General features: G+C 67.2%; 24 protein-coding genes. 9 read left to right on the top strand and 15 right to left on the bottom strand.

Annotated elements, in window-relative coordinates; translation table 11 throughout:
• Positions 1 to 143: 143 nt before the first annotated feature.
• The 6 genes from ACODS0_RS23035 to radA all read right to left on the bottom strand — a co-directional run bounded on the left by ACODS0_RS23035 (position 144) and on the right by radA (position 5,351).
• Positions 144 to 1,409, bottom strand: a complete 1,266-nt coding sequence (locus ACODS0_RS23035; protein WP_488837398.1) for an O-antigen ligase family protein — start codon at positions 1,407 to 1,409, stop codon at positions 144 to 146.
• Entirely contained in the window at positions 1,409 to 2,224 is an 816-nt protein-coding gene (locus ACODS0_RS23030; RefSeq protein WP_055399868.1) for a glycosyltransferase family 2 protein, read from the bottom strand. The genes ACODS0_RS23035 and ACODS0_RS23030 overlap by 1 nt, the downstream gene beginning before the upstream one ends.
• A gap of 3 nt (positions 2,225 to 2,227) precedes the next feature.
• On the bottom strand, positions 2,228 to 2,434 hold the full coding sequence (locus ACODS0_RS23025) for a zinc-finger domain-containing protein (RefSeq protein WP_055399857.1): 207 nt from the start codon (positions 2,432 to 2,434) through the stop codon (positions 2,228 to 2,230).
• A 5-nt stretch (positions 2,435 to 2,439) separates the two neighbouring features.
• Positions 2,440 to 3,378, bottom strand: coding sequence for a branched-chain amino acid transaminase (locus ACODS0_RS23020; protein WP_488837395.1), 939 nt, complete (start codon positions 3,376 to 3,378; stop codon positions 2,440 to 2,442).
• A gap of 127 nt (positions 3,379 to 3,505) precedes the next feature.
• Positions 3,506 to 3,925, bottom strand: a complete 420-nt coding sequence (locus tag ACODS0_RS23015) for a glycerate kinase (RefSeq protein WP_176887903.1) — start codon at positions 3,923 to 3,925, stop codon at positions 3,506 to 3,508.
• A 49-nt stretch (positions 3,926 to 3,974) separates the two neighbouring features.
• Positions 3,975 to 5,351: a DNA repair protein RadA gene (gene radA / locus ACODS0_RS23010; RefSeq protein ID WP_488837393.1), complete on the bottom strand. Its 1,377-nt coding sequence runs from the start codon at positions 5,349 to 5,351 to the stop codon at positions 3,975 to 3,977.
• A 116-nt stretch (positions 5,352 to 5,467) separates the two neighbouring features.
• Here radA and hpaI point away from each other — a divergent pair, with 116 nt between their 5' ends.
• From hpaI to ACODS0_RS22995, 3 genes are all read left to right on the top strand, one after another.
• Positions 5,468 to 6,298, top strand: coding sequence for a 4-hydroxy-2-oxoheptanedioate aldolase (hpaI, locus tag ACODS0_RS23005; protein WP_488837391.1), 831 nt, complete (start codon positions 5,468 to 5,470; stop codon positions 6,296 to 6,298).
• Positions 6,299 to 6,362: 64 nt separating this feature from the next.
• The gene (locus ACODS0_RS23000; protein WP_488837390.1) at positions 6,363 to 7,340 is read left to right on the top strand and encodes a 2-dehydropantoate 2-reductase; all 978 of its coding nucleotides are present in this window, start codon (positions 6,363 to 6,365) and stop codon (positions 7,338 to 7,340) included.
• Between the two features lie 76 nt (positions 7,341 to 7,416).
• Complete coding sequence (locus ACODS0_RS22995) at positions 7,417 to 8,040, top strand: glutathione S-transferase family protein (RefSeq protein ID WP_121421944.1); 624 nt, start codon at positions 7,417 to 7,419, stop codon at positions 8,038 to 8,040.
• A gap of 75 nt (positions 8,041 to 8,115) precedes the next feature.
• On the opposite strand, the gene ACODS0_RS22990 is transcribed toward ACODS0_RS22995, so the two are convergent.
• Together ACODS0_RS22990 and ACODS0_RS22985 are read right to left on the bottom strand one after the other, a co-directional pair.
• A complete protein-coding gene (locus ACODS0_RS22990) occupies positions 8,116 to 9,696 on the bottom strand; it encodes an ABC transporter substrate-binding protein (protein WP_431151547.1) in 1,581 nt (526 codons plus the stop codon).
• 74 nt (positions 9,697 to 9,770) lie between these two features.
• Positions 9,771 to 10,379 (bottom strand): LysE/ArgO family amino acid transporter, encoded by a 609-nt coding sequence (locus ACODS0_RS22985; protein WP_176887897.1) that lies wholly within the window; start codon positions 10,377 to 10,379, stop codon positions 9,771 to 9,773.
• A gap of 77 nt (positions 10,380 to 10,456) precedes the next feature.
• Between ACODS0_RS22985 and ACODS0_RS22980 the strand changes: the two genes are divergently transcribed.
• On the top strand, positions 10,457 to 11,344 hold the full coding sequence (locus ACODS0_RS22980) for a LysR family transcriptional regulator ArgP (RefSeq protein WP_488837387.1): 888 nt from the start codon (positions 10,457 to 10,459) through the stop codon (positions 11,342 to 11,344).
• 154 nt (positions 11,345 to 11,498) lie between these two features.
• Here the strand turns inward: ACODS0_RS22980 and ACODS0_RS22975 are convergent, their stop codons facing one another.
• Complete coding sequence (locus tag ACODS0_RS22975; RefSeq protein ID WP_488837385.1) at positions 11,499 to 12,311, bottom strand: siderophore-interacting protein; 813 nt, start codon at positions 12,309 to 12,311, stop codon at positions 11,499 to 11,501.
• 68 nt (positions 12,312 to 12,379) lie between these two features.
• Here ACODS0_RS22975 and ACODS0_RS22970 point away from each other — a divergent pair, with 68 nt between their 5' ends.
• Complete coding sequence (locus ACODS0_RS22970; RefSeq protein WP_055399835.1) at positions 12,380 to 12,853, top strand: MarR family winged helix-turn-helix transcriptional regulator; 474 nt, start codon at positions 12,380 to 12,382, stop codon at positions 12,851 to 12,853.
• 125 nt (positions 12,854 to 12,978) lie between these two features.
• Here ACODS0_RS22970 and ACODS0_RS22965 read toward each other — a convergent pair whose 3' ends face one another.
• Together ACODS0_RS22965 and alr are read right to left on the bottom strand one after the other, a co-directional pair.
• Positions 12,979 to 13,842 carry a hypothetical protein gene (locus tag ACODS0_RS22965; protein WP_488837383.1) on the bottom strand — a complete coding sequence of 288 codons (864 nt, stop codon included), beginning with the start codon at positions 13,840 to 13,842 and terminating at the stop codon, positions 12,979 to 12,981.
• A gap of 128 nt (positions 13,843 to 13,970) precedes the next feature.
• Positions 13,971 to 15,086, bottom strand: a complete 1,116-nt coding sequence (alr, locus tag ACODS0_RS22960) for an alanine racemase (protein WP_121507873.1) — start codon at positions 15,084 to 15,086, stop codon at positions 13,971 to 13,973.
• A 135-nt stretch (positions 15,087 to 15,221) separates the two neighbouring features.
• Here alr and lplT point away from each other — a divergent pair, with 135 nt between their 5' ends.
• From lplT to ACODS0_RS22945, 3 genes are all read left to right on the top strand, one after another.
• Positions 15,222 to 16,526, top strand: coding sequence for a lysophospholipid transporter LplT (gene lplT, locus ACODS0_RS22955; RefSeq protein WP_488837381.1), 1,305 nt, complete (start codon positions 15,222 to 15,224; stop codon positions 16,524 to 16,526).
• Positions 16,527 to 16,718: 192 nt separating this feature from the next.
• A complete protein-coding gene (locus ACODS0_RS22950) occupies positions 16,719 to 17,615 on the top strand; it encodes a DMT family transporter (RefSeq protein WP_488837379.1) in 897 nt (298 codons plus the stop codon).
• Positions 17,616 to 17,689: 74 nt separating this feature from the next.
• Complete coding sequence (locus tag ACODS0_RS22945) at positions 17,690 to 18,178, top strand: glutathione peroxidase (RefSeq protein WP_488837377.1); 489 nt, start codon at positions 17,690 to 17,692, stop codon at positions 18,176 to 18,178.
• Positions 18,179 to 18,191: 13 nt separating this feature from the next.
• Here ACODS0_RS22945 and ACODS0_RS22940 read toward each other — a convergent pair whose 3' ends face one another.
• Both ACODS0_RS22940 and ACODS0_RS22935 read right to left on the bottom strand, forming a co-directional pair.
• Positions 18,192 to 18,686, bottom strand: a complete 495-nt coding sequence (locus ACODS0_RS22940; RefSeq protein ID WP_487261636.1) for a GNAT family N-acetyltransferase — start codon at positions 18,684 to 18,686, stop codon at positions 18,192 to 18,194.
• A gap of 10 nt (positions 18,687 to 18,696) precedes the next feature.
• The gene (locus tag ACODS0_RS22935; protein WP_488837375.1) at positions 18,697 to 19,926 is read right to left on the bottom strand and encodes an acyltransferase family protein; all 1,230 of its coding nucleotides are present in this window, start codon (positions 19,924 to 19,926) and stop codon (positions 18,697 to 18,699) included.
• Positions 19,927 to 20,106: 180 nt separating this feature from the next.
• On the opposite strand from ACODS0_RS22935, the gene ACODS0_RS22930 reads away from it, so the two are divergent.
• Positions 20,107 to 21,051, top strand: coding sequence for a LytTR family DNA-binding domain-containing protein (locus ACODS0_RS22930; RefSeq protein WP_488837373.1), 945 nt, complete (start codon positions 20,107 to 20,109; stop codon positions 21,049 to 21,051).
• Positions 21,052 to 21,322: 271 nt separating this feature from the next.
• On the opposite strand, the gene ACODS0_RS22925 is transcribed toward ACODS0_RS22930, so the two are convergent.
• The gene (locus tag ACODS0_RS22925) at positions 21,323 to 22,057 is read right to left on the bottom strand and encodes a helix-turn-helix transcriptional regulator (RefSeq protein ID WP_055399814.1); all 735 of its coding nucleotides are present in this window, start codon (positions 22,055 to 22,057) and stop codon (positions 21,323 to 21,325) included.
• Positions 22,058 to 22,118: 61 nt separating this feature from the next.
• Positions 22,119 to 22,607, bottom strand: a complete 489-nt coding sequence (locus ACODS0_RS22920; protein WP_431151541.1) for a GyrI-like domain-containing protein — start codon at positions 22,605 to 22,607, stop codon at positions 22,119 to 22,121.
• Positions 22,608 to 22,704 lie beyond the last annotated feature (97 nt).

Here is a 22,704-nt window from a genome sequence, read left to right as displayed (position 1 = left end):
CTACGCGACACCCGCAGACCATGAAACTGGCTCGGCCCAAGCCAGTGCCACCGTGGAGCTGGCTTTGCCAGGCCACGGGTGGCGCCACCCTCCCGCGCAGCGAGAGAGGGGGAAGGCGCGAAGCGACTCAGGGGGAGCTTCATCTAAAGCGGTCTTGGGCAGCCCATGCGCGTGCGCCGCTCGTGCAGGGCCGCCAGCACCAGGGGGCACATGAAGAGGTAGAACATGTTGCCGCTGTTGTGAGCCAGAAACACTTGCGTGAGCCCAAACCCGATGTACGACAGGGGCACCATCACACCCACCAGGCACAGCGAGAGCGACTCCTTGTCCATCTTGCCGGCACCGTCGCGAATGCGCCGCGCCGTGGGCCAGAACATCGCGAGCGGAATGCCGTAGAACGCCATGAGCAACAGCACGCCAGGCAGCCCGCGTTTGGCAAACAGGTCCAGGATTTCGTTGTGCGCGTGCCCAAATTCGAGCACCACGGGATGCGCCAGCCCGGCGGCCACGCGCCGGGCCTTCTCGTCGGTATACCCGGCCCGGCCCCAGCCGGTGAAGGGTCGGTCCCAGCCCATCTGCCACGCCAGGCGCCAATGCGCCAGCCGCTGGCCAACCGAGCTGCGGCCGTCACCGTGGTCCTTGTAGACCTGCACTTCCTGGCGCGCCTCGTCCACCCGCTGCTCCACCGCGGGCACCTGCGACAGCGCAGCCGCCGCCAGCGCCAGCGCACACAGGCCCCAGTACACGCGCCGCTGCCCGGTGGTGCGCACCAGCAGCCAGGCACACACGGGCAGCAACAGCACCAGCGCCAGCCAGCCGCCGCGCGACTGGGAGAGCACCGAGCCGGCGGCACCCAGCCCGATGGCGCTGGCCAGCAGCAACCGCTGCCACAGGCACCATCGCTTCCATTGCACGACGAGCAGCAGGCCGCTCATCACGGCCAGCAGCATGCTCAGATTGCCGTACTGGATGGCGTTGGTGAATCCATTGGCACGCGGCAGCTCCATCACGAAGGTCTGGTACAGCGCAACCAGCCCGCTGCCCACTGCGCCGACCGCCACACCCATCCACAGCCAGGCGGCACGGGGCTCGAACGTCATCAGGAAAAAGATGCAGGGCAAGGCCAGGAGGTATTTGACCGGCCGATCCATGCTGCCCCAGCCCCAGGTGGCGCCCACATCCAGCATCCACAGCGCAGCCATGCACGAAAAAGCCGCCGTCAGCCACCAGGCGGCACGCGGCGCAGGGCGGCGCCACCACAGCGGCGCGCTGGCCAGCGTGACCAGCAGCAGCAGCACGGCGCCGTAGGAATAGCCCGAGGGCAGCCACAGCGCCAGCCCCGGGACCATGAACGCGCCAATGCTGGCGCAACGGGAAAACCAGCGGTGGGTATCCTGCAAAGACGTCATCAGCGAATCACCCGCCCCGTCAGGCTGTCGCGGTCGTAGTGCAGGGCGGCGTACCGGAAAAAGCCCTCCAGCGCCACAAACAGGCAGTACAGAAAGCCCGCGCCGCCACACAAAAAGCCCAGCCGGAACACATACAGACGCAAGAACATCGACCCGCCCGACGCCAGGCCCCGCAAGACGCCGCCGCGTTTGCCCGCCTCCGCCCGCTTGGCGGCACCGAGCATCACGTACTGGGTAAGCTTCTCCAGGCTGCCGCGCACCGTGGTGCGTGAGTAGTGCAGCAGCCGCGCCTTGATGAGGCGACGCGGCACCGCTGCGCCACCGGGCAGGGCATGGAGCTGGGCCTGCTCGTGCACCACCCCGGTGTATTCCTTCACCAGCGCACGCACAAACAGGCGCTCGATCTGCGACTGCGACCGGAAATACTTGAGCTCGTGCCCATAGGCCACCATGCGCCAGCGGATGGTCCACACTGCCTGCTCGCCCGAACGGACGATGGCCTGCAGCTCCTGCGCAAACGCGGGTGTCATCACCTCGTCAGCGTCGAGGAAAAACACATAGTCGCCGCGCGAATGCGCCAGCAGCCGGTTGCGCTGCACGGCAAAGCCCTGCCAGTCGGGATAGCTGTGGACTTCGGCGCCCAGGCTTTGGGCGATGGCCACGGTGTTGTCCGTGCTGCCGCTGTCCACCACCAGCAGCTGGTCGGCGAACGCGGCGCTTTTCAGGCAGGCCTCAATACGGTGCGCCTCGTTGTGGGTCAGCACCGCCACGGTCAACGTGGGCGGCGCCGATGCGCCGCCGGTTCCCACGGGCATCAATCAGTGGCCAGCGTGTACGTGCTCGCCCGCCTTCAGGCGGTACACCGTGCCACAGTACGGGCACTTGGCCTCGCCGGTGCGGGCCACATCCAGGTACACCTTGGGGTGGCTGTTCCAGATTTTCATATCGGCCTTGGGGCTGGGGCAGAAAACCCCACCCTGGGCATTGAGGTCCTTGGCCAGGAGTTCGATGGCGGCTTGGGACATGGTGTTCAGACTTTCGCGAGCCAGTGGGCGTAGTTGGAGTTGCGGCCGTTGACGATGTCAAAGAAGGCGCTCTGGATTTTTTCGGTGATGGGGCCGCGTGATCCGCTGCCCAGCTCGATGCGGTCGAGTTCGCGGATGGGCGTGACTTCAGCGGCCGTGCCGGTGAAGAAGGCCTCATCGGCGATGTACACCTCGTCGCGCGTGATGCGCTTTTGCACGATCTCCAGGCCCAGGTCCTTGGCGATGTGGAACACGGTGTTGCGGGTGATGCCGTTCAGGGCACCGGCCGACAGGTCGGGCGTGTAGATCACGCCGTTCTTGATCACAAAGATGTTTTCGCCCGCGCCTTCGGACACAAAACCCGAGCTGTCCAGCAGCAGGGCTTCGTCGTAGCCATCGTCCGTGGCTTCCATGTTGGCGAGGATGGAGTTGGTGTAGTTGCTCACCGCCTTCGCCTGCGTCATGGTGATGTTGACGTGGTGGCGGGTGTAGCTGCTGGTCTTGACGCGGATGCCGCGCTTGAGGCCTTCCTCGCCCAGATAGGCGCCCCAGGCCCAGGCGGCCACCATGAGGTGGATCTGGTTGCCCTTGGGTGAAACACCCAGCTTTTGCGAGCCGATCCAGGTCAATGGACGCAGATAGCAGGATTCGAGCTTGTTTTCACGCACCACGGCCTTCTGGGCTTCGTTCACTTCTTCCTTGGTGAACGGGATCTTCATGCGCAAGATCTTGGCGCTGTTGAAGAGGCGGTCGGTGTGCTCTTCCAGGCGGAAGATCGCCGTGCCGTTGGCGGTGTTGTACGCGCGCACGCCTTCGAAGGCGCCGCAGCCGTAGTGCAGGGTGTGGGTCAGCACATGGATCTTGGCGTCGCGCCAATCGACCATCTGGCCGTCCATCCAGATCTTGCCGTCACGGTCGGCCATCGAGGGAACTACGGGGCTCATGGGAATCCTTTGGTTGCTGTGGGTCGCAAAACCGGGATTTTACGGGGCCGCAGCGGGCCAGGAACCGGGGCACCAGGGTGCAGTGCAGCAAATGGTGCCCCGCCAAGGGCAAGGGCCTGTGCAGCGGTCAGCCTTGGGGGGGAGTGGCGGCCGCTTCGCCCTCCGGCCGCACCAGCGTCCATTTCACCAATTTGCCATGGCGAAACTCGCAGGTCACATGCGACTGGGTGCCGTCTGTCCAGCGGTACACCTCGGGGTCAGCGCCCTCGGGCGACAGCAGTTCCCCCAGCGCCTGCGTCATGGCCACCACATGCATCAGGTTCACGCCCTCAGCCAGCCGGGCATTGAGCATGACCGCACTGCCCACATAGCCGATGGGGCGCTTGGCGGCCTTCTTCATCACATTCACCAGCCGCGTGAAATGCAGCAGGGCCCACATGACCAGCCCGCCCACCACGGCCGCCACACCGGCCCAGCCGTAGGCTGTAAAACCAAACCCGACCAGGGCCACCGCCCCCAGGGGCACCAGGATATTGCGCAGATTCATAGGCTGGGATTGTCTTACGGCCTCAACCGTGTGTGGCTGTGGGCATTGCTTACAAGCCCCGCACCACGTTCATGGCCTCTTCCACCCGCTCCACCGCGTGGATGGTCAGCCCCTCAATGGGTTTCTTGGGCGCATTGGCCTTGGGCACCACGGCCACACTGAAACCGAGCTTGGCAGCTTCCCTCAGGCGCTCCTGGCCGCGGGGCGCGGGCCGCACCTCGCCCGCCAGCCCCACCTCGCCAAACGCCAGAAAGCCGCGCGGCAGCGCCTTGCCGCGCAGGCTGGAGGTGATGGACAGCATCACCGCCAGGTCGGCCGCTGGCTCGCTGATGCGCACGCCGCCCACGGCATTCACGAACACGTCCTGGTCCATGCACGCAACCCCCGCGTGGCGGTGCAGCACGGCGAGCAGCATGGCCAGCCGGTCCTTGTCCAGGCCCACCGAGAGGCGCCGCGGGCTGGGGCCGCCGCTGTCCACCAGGGCCTGGATCTCCACCAGCAGCGGGCGCGTGCCCTCCAGCGTCACCATCACGCAGCTGCCGGGCACGGGCTCGGAATGCTGGCTCAAAAAGATGGCGCTGGGGTTGCTCACGCCCTTGAGGCCCTTCTCGGTCATCGCAAACACGCCGATTTCGTTGACCGCGCCGAAGCGGTTTTTGATGGCCCGCACCAGGCGGAACTGGCTGTGCGTGTCGCCTTCGAAGTACAGCACCGTGTCCACCATGTGCTCCAGCACGCGCGGCCCGGCCAGAGCACCTTCCTTGGTCACATGCCCCACCAGCACGATGGCCACGCCCGAGGCCTTGGCACAACGCGTGAGGTGCGCCGCACATTCGCGCACCTGCGCCACGGAGCCGGGCGCGGACGTGAGCTGGTCGGAGTACACGGTCTGGATCGAGTCGATCACGGCCACCGCAGGCTGCATGGACTCGATGGTCGCCAGGATCTTTTCGAGCTGGATCTCGGCCAGCACGTTGACCTGGCTGTGGTCCAGCCCCAGGCGGCGCGAGCGCAGGGCCACCTGGGCACCGCTTTCCTCACCCGTCACATACAAGGTGGGCAGCCCTGCGCGCTGCAGCGCATCCAGCGCCTGCAACAGCAGTGTGGACTTGCCAATGCCCGGGTCGCCGCCGATCAGCACCACACCACCTTCGACAATGCCGCCGCCCAGCACACGGTCCAGCTCGTCGATGCCGCTCGGTGTGCGCTCCACATCGCTGGCCTCGATGGCCGACAGCGGCATCACGGCCTGCGCCTGGGCCAGGCCCGCAAACTGCGAGCCGCTGTAGCGGTTCTTGCCCGGCCCGGCCTCGGCCACCTGCTCGATCAGCGTGTTCCAGGCACCGCAGGCCGGGCATTTGCCCAGCCAGCGCGGGCTGGTACCGCCGCATTCGGTGCAGGTGAACGTGGTTTTTTCTTTGGCCATGGCAGGTGTCGTTGAGGCTGCCCCGAAGTGGGGGCAGCCGACTATAGCGGCCATGCCCACTGGAATAGCAACAGCCCGTACGATGGCGGGCTTGGCACTGCCGCACGGAGTTCAGATTGCAGACACCCACCAACCGCTTCAAACAGGCCATGGCCCAGGGCCAGGCGCAGATCGGCCTGTGGCTCGGGCTGGCCGATGCCTACAGCGCCGAAATCCTAGCGGGCACCGGCTACGACTGGCTGCTGGTCGATGGCGAACATGCGCCCAATGACCTGCGCTCCATCCTGCACCAGCTGCAGGCCATCGCCAGCGCCACCAGCGCGCTGCCCCCCGGCGTGCAGGCGCCCCACCCCATCGCACGCGTCCCCGTGGGCGACACGGCACTGATCAAACAGTACCTGGACATCGGCGCACAGACCCTGCTGGTGCCCATGGTGGACACGGCCGAGCAAGCCCAGCAGCTGGTGCGCGCCACGCGCTACGCGCCCGAGGGTGTGCGCGGCATGGGCAGCGCGCTCGCCCGCTCGTCGCGCTGGCAGGCCTACCCCCAGTATGTGCACGAGGCCAACCAGCAGATCTGCCTGCTGGTGCAGGCAGAAACGGTGGAAGCCATGGCCCACCTCGACGCCATCGCCGCCACGCCAGGGGTGGACGGCGTGTTCATCGGCCCGGCCGACCTGTCGGCTTCCATGGGTCACCCCGGCAACCCAGGGCACCCTGACGTGCAGGCCGCCATCCACGACGGCATCACCCGCATCCTGCGTGCGGGCAAAGCGCCAGGCATCCTGGCCACCACCGAATCCCAGGCGCGCCAGTGGTTGGCGGCGGGCGCACTGTTTGTGGCCGTGGGCGTGGACACCATGCTGCTGGTCAGCGCTGCGCAGAATCTGCTGGCGCGCTTTCGCGCCGACGCTGGGGGCACACCAGCGCGCCCTGCGGGCTACTGAAGCCCACAAGACACCACACACCGATTCACCACGACACTCACCGGAAGACAAAGGCACGACCACCATGAAAGTTTGTATTTACGGCGCAGGCGCCATCGGAGGTTGGCTGGGCGTGGCCCTGGCGCAAGCGGGCCACCCGGTCAGCATGGTGGCGCGCGGCGACACGCTGCGCGCCCTGCAGGCCGAGGGGCTGCGCATGCGGCGCGCGGACGGCACCTTGGCACAGGTGGCAGTCACGACCCACAGCGACCCGGCGGCACTGGGCGTGCAGGACCTGGTGGTGGTCGCCGTCAAGGCCCCGGGCCTGCCCGACGTGGCGCGCGCCATGGCGCCCTTGATCGGGCCCGACACCATCGTGCTCACCGCCATGAACGGCGTGCCGTGGTGGTTTCTCGACGGCTTTGGCGGCGCGGCGCAGGGGCGTGCCCTCGAATCCGTGGACGCGGGGGGCGTGATTGCCCAGGCCATCCCGGCGCGCAACGTGGTGGGCAGCGTGGTGCACACCAGCTGCTCGCTCGAAGCGCCGGGTTTCGTCAAACAGCATTTCGGCAACCGCCTCATCGTGGGCGAGCCGGACGGCAGCCAGAGCGCGCGCCTGCAAGCGTTGGCCGACACGCTGCAGCGCGGTGGCATCGATGTGGAGGTGAGCAGCTGCATTCAGAAGGACATCTGGTTCAAGCTGTGGGGCAACCTCACCATGAACCCCATCAGCGCGCTCACCGGCGCCACTACCGACCGCATCCTGGACGACGAGCTGGTGCGCGGTTTTGTGAGCGCCGTGATGCTGGAAGCCAAGGCCATCGGCGACCAACTGGGCCTGCCGATTGACCAGCAGCCCGAGGACCGCCACGCCGTCACGCGCAAGCTGGGCGCGTTCAAGACCTCGATGCTGCAGGACGTGGAAGCGAACAAGCCGATGGAGATCGACGCCCTGGTGGGCGCGGTGCGCGAGCTAGGCCAGATCACCGGCACGCCCACGCCCCACACCGACGCACTGCTGGGCCTCACGCGGCTGATGGCGCGCACGCGTGGCCTGTACTGAGTCATTTCAAGCAAAATCGACTGCAGGCGCTAGTGGAATATGCGTCAACAGCTATTTAATTCATAGCAAACCAACCATGACCCAACTCACGCTGTACTACACCCCCGGCACCTGCGCGCAGGCCGTTCGCATCGCTTTGGAAGAAGCGGGCGCCCCCTACGACCTGGTGCGCGTGGACTTCGCCGCTGGCCAGCAACGCACGCCCGAATACCTGGCGGTGAACCCCAAGGGCCGCGTGCCCGCGCTGGCCACGCCGCACGGCACGCTGACCGAAACCCCGGCGCTGCTGGCCTATGTGGCGCAGAGCTTTCCAGAGGCGCGCCTGGCGCCCGCCGACGCGCATGGCTTTGCGCGCCTGCAAGAGTTCCACAGCTACCTCGCGTCCACGGTGCACATCGCCCACGCCCACCGCCCCCGCGCCAGCCGCTGGGCGGACGAGCCCGAAGCCCACGCCGCCATGCAGCGCAAGGTGCCACAGAACATGACCGAGTGCTTTCACCTCATCGAAACCCACTACCTGCCGCAAGCGGACCAGGGGCCCTGGGTGATGGGCGAGCAATACACCGTGGCCGACGGCTACCTGTTCACCATCGGCACCTGGCTGCACAGCGATGGCGTGGACATCGCCCAGTTCCCGAAGGTGTTTGCACACACGCAGCGCATGCTGCAGCGCCCCGCCGTGCAGCGCGCACTTGCCTGATACGCCACCTGCGGACGCAAAAAAGCCCCGGTGCTTCTGGCTCGAAGCACCGGGGCTTTTTGCTGGCAACCGGGATCAGTTCACCTTCAGATACCGCCAGTCGATGCGGTTGTCGGCGCGGTGGATGATGTCCACCTTCTTGGTGCCCGCCCACGGAATCACCTGGTTGTACAGCGGGATGTGCGACACCAGTTCATGCTCCTTGATCAGCGCCTGCTCGATCAGGCCGTTGCGCGTGGCGGTGTCCGTTTCCTTCTTCACACGCTCGATCAGCGCGTCCATTTGCGGGTCGGAGAACCGGCCCAGGTTGAAGTTGCCATCCCCACCAGCACCGGGCGAGCGCACCAGCGACTGCAGGCTGTAGAACGCGTCAAACGTGGGCACGCCCCATCCCAGCAGGTAGATGCTGGCTTCGTTGCGCTGGATCATCGGGAAGTAGGTGGCAAACGGCAGCGAGCGCAGCTTGGCCTTGACTCCCACCTTGGCCCAATGTGACGTGATAGCCTGGCACAGCTGCTCGTCGTTGATGTAGCGGCCCGCGCTGCAGGCAAAGTCCACCTCAAACCCGTTGGGGTAGCCCGCATCGGCCAGCAGCTTTTGCGCGGCCTTGGGGTCGAAGGGGTAGCGCACATCGGCCTTCTTAGTCCAGCCGTTGACCTGGTTGGCAATCAGCGTACCCGTGGGCTGGGCCAGGCCGCGCAGCACCACGCGCTGGATGGACTGGATGTCGATCGCCTGGTACAGCGCCTTGCGCACGCGCAGGTCTTTCAGCGGGTTCTTGCCCTTCACATCCGAGCCGGGCAGCTCGTCGCGGAACTGGTCCAGACCCAGGAAGATGGTGCGGTACTCCGGCCCTTCGAGCACCTGCAGGGTGGGCGTCTGCTTGATGCGCGCCAAGTCTTGCAGGCTGGGGTCGATCACAAAGTCAATCTCACCCGACAGCAGCGCCGCCGTGCGCGTGGCGTCGGCCTTGATGGGGGTGTAGACGATCTCGGTCAGGTTGGTGGGGTACTTGCCCTTGCCCCACCAGTGCGGGTTGGGCTCCAGCACCACGCGCTGGTCGGGTGCCCACTGCTTGAGCTGGTACGGGCCGGTGCCCAGCGCATTGCGGTGGGCGTACGTTTCGTCCTTGGTCTTGATGTCCTTGGGCTCGACCGACTTGTTCTTTTCGGCCCAGGCGCGGCTCATGATGCGCAGCTCGGTCAGCTGGTTCACCAGCACCGGGTTGGGCAGGTCGGAGTGGATGTCGATGGTGTAGGCATCGACCTTTTCCACGCGGTCAATGCCCTGGGTGTAGACGGCGAAGTTGGAGGTCTTGGCCTTGGCCCGCTCCAGCGAGAACTTGGCGTCGTCGGCCGTGAACTCGCTGCCGTCGCTGAACTTCACGCCCTTGCGCAACGTCAGGCGCAGCTGCGTGGGCTTGACCAGCTTCCACTCGGTGGCCAGCGACGGCTCGGGCTTGAAGGTCTTGCTGTTGTATTCGACCAGCGTGTCGTACACAGCGCCGTGCATGGTGTTGTTCACGCCCACGTTCTGGGTGTGGATGTCCCAGGTGGAAATATCCACCGAGCGGGACCAGCGGAAGGTCTTGGCCTGCACAGCCATCGGAAGCGCCGTGGCCAGCGCGGCCGCGAGCAAGAGGGTCTTGAAACGCATGGGGGAATAACTCCAGATCAGTCAGTCCCCCACTATGGCGCAAGTCGCGTCTCCGTGTAACGAACTTGTATTTGTTAGCTTAGAACCATCACCATGGCCAAACCCATCATCGTGACGGCCGTGCCAGCGTCCAGCACCCGCCACGCACCGGGCGATGCGAACAAAGGCGCCAGCCAGCGCGAGCCAAACCCGAGGGTCAGGAACCACAAGGCGCTGGCCAGCGAGCCCCCGGCGGCAAAGGTGGCACGGCCCCAGGTGGGGTACGGGGTGGCCATGGTGCCCAGCAGCAGCACGGTGTCCAGGTACACATGCGGGTTCAGCCAGGTCAGCGCCAGCACCGTGAGCACGGTGGTGCGCAGGCTGGCGCCCGGCCCATTGGCGGACACCAGCAGTTGGGCGGGCTTGAAGGCCCGGCTGGCGGCCTGCACGGCGTAGGCGGCCAGGAAGAGCGCGCCCGCCCAGCGCATGAACTGCGCCCACTCGGGCCGCGCCAGCAGCACCCCGCCCATGCCCCACACGCCCGCCTGCAACAGCACCGCATCGGACAGCGCGCACACCAGCACCACCGGCATCACATGCTCGCGCCGCAGGCCCTGGCGCAGCACAAAGGCGTTTTGTGCGCCAATGGCCATGATCAGAAGGGCCGTCGAAGTGAATCCGTGAAGAAAGGCAGTGGTGCTCATGGGCGTGGATTGTGGGGATCGCATTCTCGTCACGCCAGCTATACTTTTTAACGATCCGTCAAAATGGCTAACGCACCATGCGCCTCGACTCTGCCCAGCTCAACGCCTTTGCCACCGTGATCGACGAGGGCAGCTTCGAGCGGGCCGCCGCCGTGCTGCACGTCACCCGCTCGGCGGTTTCACAGCGCGTGAAACTGCTGGAAGAACGCGTGGGCCAGGTGCTGGTGCGCCGCGCCACGCCCTGCACACCCACCGAAGCCGGGCAGGCGCTGTACCGGCATGCACGCGAAGTGGCACTGAGCGAGACCGACGCGCTGGCCACCATTGGCGGTGGGCAGCACACGTCCACGCGCCTGGCCATTGGCGTCAATGCCGACTCGCTGGCCACCTGGTTCCCGCACGCCATGGCCCAGGCAGCCGAGGGCCAGAGCATCACCTTCGACATCCATGTGGAGGACCAGGACCATTCAGCCAACCTGCTGCGCGAAGGCCGCGTGATGGCCGCCGTGACGGCCGACCCGCAACCCGTGCAGGGCTGCAAGGTGCTCCCGCTGGGCACGCTGCGCTACCGGGCGCTGGCCAGCCCCGCGTTCATGCAGCGCTACTTTTCCCAGGGGGTGACCGCTGCTGCGCTGGCTACGGCGCCCATGCTGGTGTTCAACCGCAAGGATGCGCTGCAGGCCCGGTTTGTGGGGCGCATCACGCGCCGCAAACTCACGCCGCCCGTGCACTGGCTGCCCGAGGCAAACGCGTTTGTCATGGCCACCCGGGCCGGGCTGGGTTGGGGCATGACGCCCGACCCGATGGTGCAGCACGACCTGGAGACTGGCACGCTGGTCGAGCTGATTCCGGGCAAGCCGGTGGACGTGCCGCTGTACTGGCAATGCTGGCGCCTGAACGTGCAGGCGCTGCACCACATGACCGAAGCAGTGCAGCGGGCGGCGGGGCTTACCCTGCTGCGCTGAGTAGTCCAGTGAACCTGAAAAATCGACGGTACGCCGGTGTTCCAAGGACTGCAACGCTGCACTGCGACTCGTGGGGCCCCGGCCCTTTGGGTGAGTGCCTAGCCGCCCCGCATGCGGGGCGGCTAGGTACTCACGTACCGCCGATTTCTCAGGTTCACTGGACTAAGTCTTCGTGGTGGTCGGCGGCGCCACGTTTCCAGTAGGCGGAGATGCGCATGCGCTTGGCGTCCACGCCGGGCTTGGCGAGCATGGCGCGGCGCACGGCGGCCATCTCGCTGTGTTCGCCGGCTGCCCAGACAAACCCAGCGCCGGTTGGCAGCGCCAGCGCTTCCACGGCGGCGGGCAGCGCGCTCACCCATTGCAGGTCGAGCTGTGCCGCACTGGCCAGCGCGCGCTGGTCGGCTGGGTTGCGCACCTGGATGCGCACCGTGGCCTGGGTGTGGGCGGGCAGCTCGGCCAGGCGGCGGGCGATGGCGGGCAGCGCGGTTTCGTCGCCCAGCAGCCAGTGCCAGTCAAACCCGGTGGGCACTACCATGCTGCCGCGCGGCCCGGCAATGCCCACCCAGTGGCCGACGGCGGCACTGGCGGCCCAGTCAGTGGCGGGGCCTGCGTCGTGCAGGGCGATTTCGATGTCCAGCTCGCCCGTGGCGGCGTCATGGCGTGCAGGGGTGTAGTCGCGCAGCACGGGGCGCGGATCGGGGAAAACCGGGCGCCCGTCCTGCAGGGACGGCAGCGAGGGGCGCTCCTGGCCCGGCTGGGGCAGGATGAGCTTGAGATGGTCGTCAAACCCCGCGCTCACAAACCCGGCCAGCTCGGGCCCGGCCAGGGTGAGCCGCACGAAACTTGGGCTGACGGCGGTGCGCCGCACCACCTGGAGGTGGCGGGCTTGCAAGGGATGGCGGACACGTTCGACGGCAAGGTGTGCAGCGTCAATCGGGGGCGTGGCGGTGGGCAGAGGTGCGTTCATGGCTTAAAATGTTGATTTAGTCAACCAATGATCTGCGCATTGGTTGATTTTGTCAACCACATTTCGCCATGACGACCCACGCACCCGCCGATGTCTTTGAAGCCATGCACGACCTGCTGCATGCCTACCGGGCGCACATGGTGCGCACGATGGCCGCCATCCACCCCGACCTGACGCACAACGAAGTGCGGGCGCTGATGTTCGTGGGGCGCCACCCTGGCACCACGCAGCGCGAACTGGTGGCGCACAGCGGTGCCGACAAGGCACAGGTGGCCCGCATGGTGGGGATGCTGCAGGACAAGGGTTGGCTGGAGAGCGCACCGAATGCCGAGGACAAGCGCAGCCGCTGCCTGCGCCTGAGCGCCCAGGGTGCGGCCCTGCACCAGGCGCTGCGCGACGCCCGCCGGGGGCTGGCGGCGTCGCTGCTCAAGGGGTGTGACGACGCCACGCAGGCCCAGCTGCTCGCCCTGCTGGCACAGGTACGCAGCAACCTGGACGCCATCGACACCGGCTGCCAGGGCGGCCGGGACTGCCGCAGCTAGCGACGGGAAGGGAGGCGCAGGAGGCCCGCCCCCGCTCCAAGAGGGAAAAATGGTGAAAACCGGGGCCTAGCGCTTTATGGATATACATTTATAGCTATCAATTGAGTAGCATTTCATCTTTTCCATCACTGCCCCTGGATCACCCGCACGGCCTGGGGCAGCGACTGCACGCCGGGCATGAAATGGTCGATGGAGGCGCCCAGCACCACGGCGCAGACCAGCGCGCCCAGCAGCGGCTTCCAGGTCAGGCGCACGGCAGCCGTGAGCCAGCCCTCGCGCTCCACGCCCACAGCGGCACGGGCGGTGGCCACCGAGAAGGCGATCTCTACCGCCACCGTGAGCAGCACGTCCCAGCCAAAGAACAGCATGGCCAGCGAGCCCGCGCCAAAGATGATCGCCGCGCCGATGAGAAAAATCGCCACCACGGGCACCACCACCACCGCGCCTTCGTCGGCGCTGCCAATGGCGTCGGCGGCGCCGCTGGCCAGGTCGCCCAGCGCGCTGGAATCGCTGCCGGAGCCCCCGCTGGACAGGCCCTGCGTCCACGCACCGCCAAAGTCACCGGATGCGCCGCCGCCGCCAAAATCACCGCCGCCGGTGCGCGGCAGCGGCACCTGGCCACTGCCGCCGCCGGAAGACCCGCTGGGCCAGGACACATCGGGCACATCCAGGCTGCTGCCGTCGTGATGGGATGCTCGTTCCTGCTGCACCAGCCGCGCCGCCCAGGCGCGCAACACCAGCAGGTAGCCCAGGTAGCCGACCGAGAGGGTCACGAAATACCGCAGCGCCAGCGACTCCACGCCCAGCAGCATCTGCACATGGGAGGTGCACCACATCAGCAGCAGCGTGAAACTGCCGATCAGCAGCCCATGCCAGCGCAGGCTGTAGCGCTGCTGCAGGGTGCGCGCCACCGTGCCGTGGTGCGGCATGCGCACGGAGCGCCAGGTGGAGGTTTTCTTCTTACTGTGGTCGCTGCGGGAAGTGGCCATGGAGGGAACGCCTGCGGTGAAAAGTGGGTGGTCGCCGGCCGCATGTTCGACCAGAACCGCGCCATTTCACACCAGTTTGCCGCGCCGCTGCAGCCCTGCATACGGCCGTGCGTGAACTTGTCGACGAATCAGGCGTTGCCGTCCACCGACACCGGCACCCGCTGGGCCAGCGCCGTCAGCAGCTCCCAGCTCACGGTGCCCGCAGCGGCGGCCACCTCGTCCACACCCAGCACCGTGCCGTTGCTGGCCTGGCCCCACAGCGTGACCTCGCTGCCAAACCCTGCGGCCACGCCCGCCTGCTGCAGCGGCGTGAGATCCACCGTGATCATGTCCATGCTCACCCGCCCCACCAGCCGCGTGCGGATGCCGTTGACCAGCACGGGTGTGCCGGTGTCGCAGTGGCGCGGGTAGCCGTCGGCATAGCCGCAGGCCGCCACGCCAATCAAGAGCGGCCCCTCGGCCGTGAAGCGCGAGCCATAGCCCACGGTGTCGCCCGCCTGCAGCTGCTGCGTAGCGATGAGGCGGGTGGCGAGGGTCATGGTGGGGCGCATGCCCCAGTGTGTGGCGGTGTGCTCCGGGTAGTCGGGGGCGCTGCCATACAGCGCGATGCCGGCCCGCACCCAGTCGGCACGCACGCGTGCGTCCGCCGCATGGCGCAGGGTGGCGGCGCTGTTGCTCAGCGTGCGCTCGCCCGGCAGGTCTTGCGCTGCGGTGTTGAACACGGCCAGCTGGTGCGCCACGCCCCGGGGGCCATCGGCGTCGCTGAAGTGGGTCATGAACGAAATTTCGTCCACCTGCGGCAGCGCATTGAGGCGCGCCCAGGCCGCGCGAAAGCGCTGGGGCGCAAAGCCCAGGCGGTTCATGCCCGAGTTCATCTTGAGGAACACACGGTGCGGCACCTGCGTCTTGTGGGCGGCCAGCATGTCGATCTGCTCGTCGCAATGCACTGCGTGCCACAGGCCCAGGCGCGAACACAGCTCCAGGTCGCGCGGCTCGAACACGCCTTCGAGCAGCAGGATGGGCCCGCGCCAGCCCAGATGGCGCACGCGCTCGGCCTCGGCCAGGTCCAGCAGCGCGAAACCGTCGGCGCCGCGCAGGCCTTCGTACGCGCGCTCGATGCCGTGCCCGTAGGCATTGGCCTTGACCACAGCCCAGACCTTGGCATCAGGGGCCGCCTGTCGGACACGCTCCAGGTTGTGGTGCAGGGCGGCGGTGTGGATGGTGGCGGCAATGGGACGGGGCATGGGGTTTGACCGGGTGGGAAGCACCGGATTCTGGCACCGTGGCCGTTTATCCGCGTGATATAACCGTCCGTCACTTGCCAGGGTCCCCACATTTAACAGGGCATCAGCCGAACTGATGCTGCCACCAGCCATTCGATGAAGCGCGGTTTTTACACCATCATGTCGGCGCAGTTTTTCAGCTCGCTGGCCGACAACGCACTTTTCGTGGCCGCCGTGGAGCTTCTGCGTACAGAAGGTGCCCCCGAGTGGCAGCGCGCCGCCCTGGTGCCCATGTTTGCGCTCTTCTATGTGGTGCTGGCGCCTTTTGTCGGCGCCTTTGCCGACGCCCTACCCAAAGGCAAGGTCATGTTTGTCAGCAACGCCATCAAGGTGGTGGGCTGCCTCATGATGCTGTTTGGCTCGCACCCGCTGATGGCTTATGCGGTGGTGGGGCTGGGTGCGGCGGCTTACTCGCCCGCCAAATACGGCATCCTCACCGAGTTGCTACCGGCCTCGCAACTGGTCAAGGCCAATGGCTGGATCGAGGGGCTCACCATTGCGTCCATCATCCTCGGCGTGCTGTTTGGCGGCCAGCTGGTGGGGCAGCACCTGTCGCACATGCTGCTGGGCATCGACATCCCCATGATCGACACCGGCGTGGACACGCCCGCCGAATCCGCCATCGCCGCTCTGATTGCGGTGTATGCGCTGGCGGCCTGGTTCAACACCCGCATCCCGCACACCGGGGTGGAGATGCGCCCCCTGCGCGCCGACCCTTCGCGCAGCGTGCTGGCCAACGCACTCAATCTGCTGCCCGACTTCTGGGCCTGCAACGGCCGCCTGTGGCGCGACAAGCTCGGCCAGATCTCACTGGCCACCACCACCCTGTTCTGGGGCGCAGGCGGCAACCTCAAGTTCATCGTGCTGGCCTGGGCGGCTGTGGCGCTGGGCTACAACACCACGCAGGCCTCGGCCCTCACCGGTGTGGTGGCCATCGGCACGGCCGTGGGCGCGGTGGTGGCGTCCATGCGCATGCGCCTGGACATGGCCACCAAGGTGATCCCGCTGGGTATTGGCATGGGGCTGTTGCTGATCCTCATGGTGTTCATCAGCAACATCTGGCTGGCGATACCCTTCCTCATCCTGCTGGGCGGCCTGGGCGGCTACCTGGTCGTGCCCATGAACGCGCTGCTGCAGCACCGGGGCCACAACCTGATGGGCGCGGGCCGGTCGATTGCTGTGCAGAACTTCAACGAACAGGCCTGCATCCTGGGCCTGGGCGCGTTCTACAGCCTGTCGCTCAAGCTGGGGCTGTCGGTGTTTGGCGCGATCGTCACCTTTGGCCTCGTGGTGGCCGGAATCATGTGGATCATCCGCCGCTGGCACCAGCGCAACTGCATCAACTACCGCGACGAAGTGAACCACTTGCTGGACATTGCGCGGCACGATACGCACCACTGAATCCCCCTGAGTCGCCTTCGGCGCCTTCCCCCTGAGGGGGACGCACCCGCTGGCCTGGCAGATCCAGTTCCACGGGTGCACTGGCCTTGGGGCGTGCCTGTTTTGAGCGCTGTGTGACTTGGCGCAAATTGCTACATAATTTATAGCTTCCAGCGCTTATCCATAAAGCGCTAGAGCCTATTTTTACTCTCAATGCAATCTCCCCTGCCCTTTGCCGCCCTGCTGTTCAACGCTTTCGTCTGGGGCCTGGCGTGGTGGCCGTTTCAGCGCATGCACCAGGCGGGGCTGCATCCGCTGTGGGCCACGGCGTCGATGTACGCCGTGGTGCTGGTGGCGCTGCTGGCCTGGCGGCCGGGGATCCTGGCGCAGGTGCGGGCGCACCCGCAGCTGTGGCTGCTGGCGCTGGCCTCGGGGCTGAACAACGTGGCCTTCAACTGGGCCGTGACCATTGGCGACGTTGTGCGCGTGATCCTGTTGTTCTACCTGATGCCCGCCTGGGCCGTGCTGCTGGCCTGGCGCATTCTGGGCGAGCGCCCCACGCCCTCGGCGCTGCTGCGCCTGGCGCTGGCCTTTGGAGGCGTGGTGCTGGTGCTGCTGCCCGAGGGCGCGCCCGCCACGCGCCTGCTGCAGAACCTGTCTCTGGCCGACGGCCTGGCCCTGCTGGGCGGCTTCATGTTCGCGCTCACCAACGTCACGCTGCGCCGCCTGCACGCCGTGCCCGGGCCTGCGCGCATGGTCACCATGTTCGGCGGCTGCATGCTCATGGCGCTGGTGGTGGCCTGCATCGGACTGCAAGTGGGTGTGGTGGAGCCTTTCCCTGCCCCCAACAGCACCTGGGTCGTCACCGGCCTGCTGCTGGCGGGGGTGCTCATGCTGGGCAACTGGGCGCTGCAGTTCGGCGCCGCGCGCCTGGCGGCGGGCACCACGGCGCTGGTGATGCTGTCGGAGGTGATGTTTGCCAGCGTGTCGTCGGCCCTGCTGGGCGCCGCCACCCTGAGCACGCGGACCGTGCTGGGTGGCGCGCTGATCCTGCTGGCATCCTTGCTCGCGGCGCTGCAGTTTCGCCGCCCCGGCGCCACGGCCCACTGAGCAGGCCACGCGCCGCACGCGGATTGGCGGCAGGGGCTACCATGGCCCGTCAATCCCAACCCCGGAGGTTCCGCATGCCCACCAACATCTACGACTTTGAAGCCCAGCAGATGAACGGCAAGACCGTGCCCTTGTCGCAGTACAAGGACAAGGTCCTGCTCATCGTGAACACTGCCAGCGCCTGCGGCTTCACGCCCCAGTTCGGCGGGCTCGAAGAGCTGCACAAGCAATATGCCGACAAGGGTCTGGTGGTGCTGGGATTCCCCTGCAACCAGTTCGGCAGCCAGGACCCCGGCAGCAACGACGAGATCGCCAGCTTCTGCCAGCTCAACTACGGCGTGAGCTTTCCGATGATGGCCAAGATCGACGTGAATGGCGCCAATGCCTCACCCCTGTACCAGTGGCTGGCCGCCGAAGCCCCGGGCCTGCTGGGCAGCAAGGCCATCAAGTGGAATTTCACCAAGTTCCTGGTCGGCAAGGACGGCCGGGTGATCCGCCGCTATGCGCCGCAGGATGCGCCGAAGAAGCTGGCGGGGGATATCGAGGCAGCGCTGGCCGCCTGAATCACCGACCTGTTCAGCCTGCGGCAGGCGTAGCAGGGGGCGACCACCGGCACAACACCCGCTCCCGGCCCGTGGCAGGATGGGTGTCGACCAGCCCCTCCACCAAGCCATGGCGTGCGTAGAAGCGCCGCGCGCCGTGGTTGGCCGTGGCCACATGCAGGGTCCAGCCCCCTGGGCACAGGCGATGCACCTGTTGCAGCAATTCGGCCCCCACGCCTTGGCCCTGGCAATCGGGATCTACAAACAGCTGGTGCAGATGGGCGCAGGCCACATCCAGCACCAGGAACGCCGTGACCTCTGGCCCTTCGGCACACACCAGCGTGACACAGGGCGGACCGAATTCCGCACTGACCCGCGCCTCCCATTGGCCGGGCGGAGCCACCGACTCCACCGACGGATTGGCGGAGCACCAGGCCCGGCGCCACACGCGGGCCAGGCTGGCAGAGTCGGCGTCGGTCGCGGGCCGCATGAAAGGCAGGACGGCAGAAGCTATTGCGCTGGGCGGCATGGCGGTATTGTCAGCGCACGGGGGGTACCGGGTCTGCACACAATCCCACTTCCGTCAGCCTGGCCGATGGCACCTGGCTTCGGCCGGGTAACCCGAACAACGGCCGCAACCATCCCACACGCTGCACGACCGCCGTCAGCCCCCAGCAGAGCCCCACCGTCCCGGCCACCACGGCCAGCGGCTCCACCACCGGCCCCAGCTGCGCAGGCGCCAGCCACACCACCAGCACGATGATGGCCGTCTGGTGCAGCAGGTACCAGGGGTAGACCGACTCACTGGCCCAGCGCAGCCAGGGCCAGGGCCGATTGAGGCGGTGATGGGCCCAACCCAGGATAGTGAGCAGGGCCGCCCACAGGTACACGTCTGCCAGCACGCGCAGCGGCCAGCGCGCGGACCGCACGCCGTGCTGCTGCGCCAGGCCCAGCAGACCCAGGTACAGAACCAGCAGCACCAGCGCCAGGCCGAGGGTGCGCCAGCGCAGGCGCACCAGTTCGACCCACAGACCGGTATCCAGCCCGATCCAGTAGCCGTAGACAAACACCGTGAAGTACACGGCGTGCAGCCACCCGTCATGGACCAGGTCGTGCGTGGGCGGCAAATGCGGCCACAGCAGCACCGAATACAGCGCCAGCGGCAGCACGGGCACCACCATCAGTGCAGCGCCCCGCAGCCCGGTGAAGGCACGGCGCAGGCGCTGCCCGGCGGCGGATTCGGCCAAGGGCAGCAGCGCCGCCAGCACCACGGTGTAGGCCCACAGGTAGGCCAGGTACCACAGATGGTTCCAGGTGACGCCCGCGTGCCAGCCGTCAAATGCGCCCGGCGGCCAGGTGCTGCCGCTGTAGTAGCGCAGCAGAAAGGCGCCGAAGCCCGGCGCGATGAGCCCGTTGGCCACCCCCTGCGCGTAGGGCTGGTAGGGCACGATGACGGCCATGCCAAAGGCCAGCGGCACCAGCAGGCGCAGGCTGCGCAGCCGCACCAGCCCCGCCACCGACTGCCCCCGCCGGACCAGCCCGAAGGCCAGGCCCGAGACCAGGAACACCAGGTCCATGCGCCAGAGGTTGAGCGCGCGCATGGGCGCCTGCAGCCATTCCGCCACGTACGGGCTTTTGAGGTGCCAGTGCCAGTCGGCCACGTAATACATGGCCACGTGGTACAGGATGACCAGGGCAAAGGCCAGCGCCCGCAGCGCGTCGATGTCATGGCGGCGGACGGGGGTGGAGGCACAGGAAGGTGTAGACATGGCACAACGCAGACAGGGTAGGCACAGGGCCCGATGCTGCGGCCCCGCCCCTTCTCACGGCACCGCCGGGGGACGGGCCGGGGTGCCCCTGGGACCAGTGGCGGGCAGGAGGGACGAAAAGAAACCGCCCCAGGGAAACTCCCGCCCGGCGGCGCACGGCCCTGCCTACACTTGCCACCCATGACCGCCCCCGCGCCCGCCTGGATCGACCGCTACCCCCACGACCGCGCCCTGCGGCGCCGTGCGGAAGTCAGCTTCTGGGCCGTGGTGCTGCTGGTGCAGGCGACCTTCAACACGGTGGTGACCCGGATCGAACTGCGCAGCGCCGGGCGGACCGTGGCCGCGTGGGAGCCGCTGCTGTGGGAGCTGACGAGCGCGCTGGTGGTGGCTGCGCTGATCCCGGCCGTGGTGGCGTTCGAGCGGCGCTTTGTGCTGCGCTGGGGCACGCTGCGGCGCCATCTGCCCTGGCACGTGCTGGCCAGCGTGGCCTACTGCACCGTGCACCTGGCGGGCATGTGGGCGCTGCGCCATGCGGGCTATGCGGCCCTGGGCGAGCGCTACCAGCCGCCAAGCTGGTGGGCGCAGTGGGGGTATGAATACCTGAAAGACGTGCGCAGCTACGCGCTCACGGTGTGCGCGCTGGTCAGCTACCGCTTCTTGCTGCTGCGCCTGCAGGGCGAGGCGCGCGTGCTGGATGCCCCCGAACCGCCCGCGCCACAGGTGCAGGACGTGCCCGAAACGCCCGCCGCGCAAGCCCCGGCATCAACGCCCGAAACCCCGCACGCCCCGCCCGCACAACGCCCCGAACGCTTCCTGGTGCGCAAGCTGCGCCGCGAGTTCCTGATCGCCGCAGGCGACATCGCCTGGCTGCAGGCCCAGTCCAACTACGTGGGCCTGCATGTCAATGGGCACGACTACCTGCTGCGCTCCACGCTCACCGACTTCCTCACCCAGCTGGACCCGTCACGCTTTGTGCGTGTGCACCGCAGCTACGCGGTCAATCTGGACGCCATCGCCGTGATCGAGCCGCTGGACAGCGGCGACGCGCGCCTGGTGATGAAGGACGGCAGCAGCGTGCCCTGCAGTCGGCGCTACCGGGACGGGCTGGCGCCCCGCGCGGGCTAAATACCTCGGGAGCTGTTCAAGCCCCATACCCGACTGCGTTCACAAAACACAACCCTTCACGCTGAGCGTGGACGGCTTGCGGCGATCAAACGCGAATCGATGTCAGTTATTCATTGTTCTGCGCGCCACCCTCCACGCATAAAACTGGCGCGGCCAAGGCCAGTGCCCCCGCGCAAGGGCCGCCCCGCCGCGCTGGGGGCGTACCCCTCCCGACTCGCGCAGCGAGGAGAGAGAGGGGGAAGGCGCGAAGCGACTCAGGGGGTGTTTCACTTCAGGCATTGAGCCCCGGCGTCTGCGCAGCCCCCCATTCTGGCGGGCAGGCGGCCATTTCCGCCTCCACCTTGCGCAGCATGTCGGCCAGGGTCTTGCCAGGCTCCTGGCGGAACTGTTCGTCGAGCACCACCAGATCCACGATGCGGTCGATGCGAAAACCCCGGAAGTCATTGCGCAACTCGCACCAGGCCGACAGCGTCCAGACCTTGCCCCAGTAGAAGCAACCCAGCGGGCGCAGGCGGCGCAGGCTGGGGCGGCCGTGTACGTCGGCGTAGTTGATCTGCACCACGTGGCGACTGTGCACCGCCTCGCGCAGGGCCTGCAGGGTGGCCTGCACGCGCGGGTCCAGCCCCACCGATGGCGCATACAGCGCCTGCGCCTCGGCCGCTACGCGGGCAGCGGGGGGCAGCACCGACAGGATCTTGCCCAGCGCCCCTTCGACCTCGCGCGCCAGCCCAGCGTCGAGCCAGGCCTGGGCCAGGCGCGCGGCGGCCACCAGGGCGTTGGCCTCGCCCTGGCTGAACATCAGCGGCGGTAGTTCGAAACCCGCGCCCAGGCGGTAGCCCACACCGGCCTCGCCCTCAATGGGCACGCCCTGGTGCTGGAGGTCCGCCACGTCGCGGTAGATGGTGCGCTGCGAGACTTCGAGCCGCTCGGCCAGGAAGGCGGCCGTGGACAAGCGCCGACCCCGGATGAGCTGGACGATCTGAAACAGGCGGTCGGCGCGGCGCATGGTGGTTTATTTTTTCAGAGTTCTAAGGCCCTAGCGCTTATCCATCAAGCGCTACAAGCTATTAATTTTGAAGCATCACTCCGATATGGATGGCCACCTGGTCCGGGCCCTCATAGGCCTCGAAGTCGGTTCCAAAGCGGCGTTGCACCTGCGGGTTCTCGGCAAAGTAATGCCAGATGCGCACCCAGGTGTCGATCACCATTTGGGGCATATCGCCCTGGCCGGTAAAGACCAGGTAGTCGCCAGCCTGAATGTCAACGCGGCTGGCGCCGGGTACGGCCTGGGCCCCATCGGGGTCGGCCACGGCCACACCGGCGGTCACATCAAAGGCGCCGTGCTCGTTCGACTCGTAGCCGCTGTACACGCCGAAGATGCGTCCATCGTCGCCCCGGCTGGGCAGCTTGCGCTCCCAGCTCTGGCTGAAGAAACGGTTCCACAGGCCTCCGAGGCGCGCGATGGCGGGGTTCATCTCTTCGCTGTTGCGGGTGCGCACGGCGATGCCGGCCACGCTGAATGCTGGAATCTGGATGATTGCGGGGGTGTTTGTCATGGCGGGTCCTCTCTGGTCTTCAATGAATGGAATTGACGCGCGGGCCGCTGGGCGCCGTGCATGAGAGGCATGGTGCGTGCACGCTACTGACAACCTG

Source organism: Acidovorax sp. FG60 (genome assembly GCF_057808995.1).
This window is presented reverse-complemented; position numbering and strand designations above follow the sequence as displayed.

What these genes read in the sequence shown, in the direction of transcription:
- ACODS0_RS23035 (WP_488837398.1), bottom strand. Translation starts at nt 1,409, where the DNA reads ATGACGTCTTTGCAGGATACCCACCGCTGGTTTTCCCGTTGCGCCAGC.
- ACODS0_RS23030 (WP_055399868.1), bottom strand. Translation starts at nt 2,224, where the DNA reads ATGCCCGTGGGAACCGGCGGCGCATCGGCGCCGCCCACGTTGACCGTG.
- ACODS0_RS23025 (WP_055399857.1), bottom strand. Translation starts at nt 2,434, where the DNA reads ATGTCCCAAGCCGCCATCGAACTCCTGGCCAAGGACCTCAATGCCCAG.
- ACODS0_RS23020 (WP_488837395.1), bottom strand. Translation starts at nt 3,378, where the DNA reads ATGAGCCCCGTAGTTCCCTCGATGGCCGACCGTGACGGCAAGATCTGG.
- ACODS0_RS23015 (WP_176887903.1), bottom strand. Translation starts at nt 3,925, where the DNA reads ATGAATCTGCGCAATATCCTGGTGCCCCTGGGGGCGGTGGCCCTGGTC.
- radA (WP_488837393.1), bottom strand. Translation starts at nt 5,351, where the DNA reads ATGGCCAAAGAAAAAACCACGTTCACCTGCACCGAATGCGGCGGTACC.
- ACODS0_RS23000 (WP_488837390.1), top strand. Translation starts at nt 6,363, where the DNA reads ATGAAAGTTTGTATTTACGGCGCAGGCGCCATCGGAGGTTGGCTGGGC.
- ACODS0_RS22995 (WP_121421944.1), top strand. Translation starts at nt 7,417, where the DNA reads ATGACCCAACTCACGCTGTACTACACCCCCGGCACCTGCGCGCAGGCC.
- ACODS0_RS22990 (WP_431151547.1), bottom strand. Translation starts at nt 9,696, where the DNA reads ATGCGTTTCAAGACCCTCTTGCTCGCGGCCGCGCTGGCCACGGCGCTT.
- ACODS0_RS22985 (WP_176887897.1), bottom strand. Translation starts at nt 10,379, where the DNA reads ATGAGCACCACTGCCTTTCTTCACGGATTCACTTCGACGGCCCTTCTG.
- ACODS0_RS22980 (WP_488837387.1), top strand. Translation starts at nt 10,457, where the DNA reads ATGCGCCTCGACTCTGCCCAGCTCAACGCCTTTGCCACCGTGATCGAC.
- ACODS0_RS22975 (WP_488837385.1), bottom strand. Translation starts at nt 12,311, where the DNA reads ATGAACGCACCTCTGCCCACCGCCACGCCCCCGATTGACGCTGCACAC.
- ACODS0_RS22970 (WP_055399835.1), top strand. Translation starts at nt 12,380, where the DNA reads ATGACGACCCACGCACCCGCCGATGTCTTTGAAGCCATGCACGACCTG.
- ACODS0_RS22965 (WP_488837383.1), bottom strand. Translation starts at nt 13,842, where the DNA reads ATGGCCACTTCCCGCAGCGACCACAGTAAGAAGAAAACCTCCACCTGG.
- alr (WP_121507873.1), bottom strand. Translation starts at nt 15,086, where the DNA reads ATGCCCCGTCCCATTGCCGCCACCATCCACACCGCCGCCCTGCACCAC.
- lplT (WP_488837381.1), top strand. Translation starts at nt 15,222, where the DNA reads ATGAAGCGCGGTTTTTACACCATCATGTCGGCGCAGTTTTTCAGCTCG.
- ACODS0_RS22950 (WP_488837379.1), top strand. Translation starts at nt 16,719, where the DNA reads ATGCAATCTCCCCTGCCCTTTGCCGCCCTGCTGTTCAACGCTTTCGTC.
- ACODS0_RS22945 (WP_488837377.1), top strand. Translation starts at nt 17,690, where the DNA reads ATGCCCACCAACATCTACGACTTTGAAGCCCAGCAGATGAACGGCAAG.
- ACODS0_RS22940 (WP_487261636.1), bottom strand. Translation starts at nt 18,686, where the DNA reads ATGCCGCCCAGCGCAATAGCTTCTGCCGTCCTGCCTTTCATGCGGCCC.
- ACODS0_RS22935 (WP_488837375.1), bottom strand. Translation starts at nt 19,926, where the DNA reads ATGTCTACACCTTCCTGTGCCTCCACCCCCGTCCGCCGCCATGACATC.
- ACODS0_RS22930 (WP_488837373.1), top strand. Translation starts at nt 20,107, where the DNA reads ATGACCGCCCCCGCGCCCGCCTGGATCGACCGCTACCCCCACGACCGC.
- ACODS0_RS22925 (WP_055399814.1), bottom strand. Translation starts at nt 22,057, where the DNA reads ATGCGCCGCGCCGACCGCCTGTTTCAGATCGTCCAGCTCATCCGGGGT.
- ACODS0_RS22920 (WP_431151541.1), bottom strand. Translation starts at nt 22,607, where the DNA reads ATGACAAACACCCCCGCAATCATCCAGATTCCAGCATTCAGCGTGGCC.